This is a genomic window from Chryseobacterium culicis, assembly GCF_900108365.1.
Taxonomy (GTDB): Bacteria; Bacteroidota; Bacteroidia; order Flavobacteriales; family Weeksellaceae; genus Chryseobacterium; species Chryseobacterium culicis.
Genome location: NZ_FNWQ01000018.1, coordinates 1 through 1,205 on the forward strand (window position 1 = coordinate 1; position 1,205 = coordinate 1,205).

1 protein-coding gene is annotated in these 1,205 nt (G+C 37.9%); it reads right to left on the bottom strand.

Annotated features, from left to right (window positions below):
• Positions 1–51: 51 nt before the first annotated feature.
• Positions 52–1,137, bottom strand: coding sequence for an IS481 family transposase (locus tag BLW74_RS22185; RefSeq protein ID WP_089697134.1), 1,086 nt, complete (start codon positions 1,135–1,137; stop codon positions 52–54).
• Positions 1,138–1,205: the final 68 nt, after the last annotated feature.

Genomic DNA, 1,205 nt, shown 5'->3' on the forward strand with positions numbered 1-1,205 from the left:
TGTAATAGCCACGACTTTATCTGACAGTTAGGGTTTAAAAATAATTGTCAGTTATCCAATACTGTCCTTACTTCCAAAAGTAAGGATTTTTTGTTCCTCTGCAAGAGTTTCCAATAATTTCTCTTTTGCCATAGGTTTACTGTCCAAAAACGTCTGCATCGGTGTTTTACCGTAACAATGTTTTCCTGTATGCGTTCTTTCATTGTTGTAATATGACAGCCAACTGTTCAGGTCTAATTGCAGTTCTTCAATGCTTCTGTAAATTTTCTTTCTGAAAGCTATGGCATAAAATTCTTCCTGAATCGTTCTGTGAAAGCGTTCGCAGATGCCATTGGTCTGAGGACTTTTAGCCTTGGTCTTTGTGTGATCGATATCTTCAATGGCCAAATAGAGCTGGTATTCATGCTGCTCTCTTATTCCACAGTACTCAGTTCCTCGGTCTGTCAAAATTCTGAGTAAACGAAGTTCCTGCTGCTCAAAGAAAGGAACCACCTGATCATTAAGCATATCAGCAGCAATAAGGGCATTTTTACGGTCATACAGCTTTGCAAATACTACTTTAGAATATGTGTCAATAAAAGTTTGCTGATAAATAGGTCCGACTCCTTTGATATTGCCTACATAATAAGTGTCCTGAGCTCCTAAATATCCAGGATGATGAGTTTCAATTTCTCCATGAGCTTTTTTCTCCTCCTTAGCCTTCTCTAATGCTGAAAGCTGAGATTCAGTAAGAACTATACCATCTTGAGCCGATTTTGCTTCCAGAGCTTTTAATCTTAGTTTAAATGTATGTAGATCGTGTCTTAACCAGATACTTCTAACTCCACCTGGAGATACGAGCAAGCCTTTCTTTTTAAGCTCATTACTTACTCTAAGCTGTCCTAAAGCAGGGTTCTCAATGGCTATCTCAACAACAGCCTTTTCTATGGCTTCATCTACACGATTCTTTAACACCGGCTTTCTTCTGGAGATTTCCTGTAATGCCAATTCGCCTCCTTGCTCATAGAGTTCTTTGAATCGATAGAAACTGTCTCGGGAATACCCCATCACCTTGCAGGCTTTGGATACGTTTCCTAAATGTTGTGCTAATTCAAGTACGCCTAACTTGTTTTTGATGATCTTTTGTTGTGTTGTCATAATACTTAATCTGTTTTTAAAGTTATTCAATTTGATTGTAACTGTCAGATTAAGTATTGACTAATTCA

Excerpts from the sequence above, each read along its gene's own strand:
- BLW74_RS22185 (WP_089697134.1), bottom strand. The coding sequence starts at position 1,137 with ATGACAACACAACAAAAGATCATCAAAAACAAGTTAGGCGTACTTGAA.